The organism is Mesorhizobium sp. M8A.F.Ca.ET.161.01.1.1, assembly GCF_004792105.1.
In the GTDB taxonomy this organism is placed as follows: Bacteria; Pseudomonadota; Alphaproteobacteria; order Rhizobiales; family Rhizobiaceae; genus Mesorhizobium.
Window position 1 is genome coordinate 1 of record NZ_SRTD01000070.1, and the last position, 450, is coordinate 450.

1 pseudogene is annotated in these 450 nt (G+C 56.4%); it reads left to right on the plus strand.

Annotated elements, in window-relative coordinates:
• Window positions 1–450, plus strand: a pseudogene (locus tag EN804_RS34630) (formate dehydrogenase); the annotation flags it as partial.

Sequence of the window (450 nt, forward strand, 5' to 3'; positions counted from 1 at the left end):
GAAACCTGCCGTCAGCGATCACGTGGAAATCAAGAAATACAATCGTCCAACCGGGGGATGGGGTTCGCTCAAATCGCTGGTTCGCAATGCCCGAAATGAGGGGCTCCTGCTCTCTGGTATATGGAGCACGTTGCTCAAACAGAACAAGGCAGACGGCTACATGTGCGTCTCCTGCTCATGGGCAAAGCCTGCCCAGCCTCGGCCTTTCGAGTTCTGCGAGAACGGCGCCAAGGCAACGATGTGGGAGCAGACGAGGCTGCGATGCGGACCTTCATTCTTCGCAGAACATAAGGTCGCGGACCTGCTCGAATGGCCGGACCGGGATCTGGAAAAACAGGGCAGGCTTACTGATCCGTTGCGTTACAATCCAGTGTCGGACAGGTACGAGCCGATTAACTGGGACAATGCATTCCGCGAGATTGCAGCAGAACTTCGGCGGCTCGATCCGAA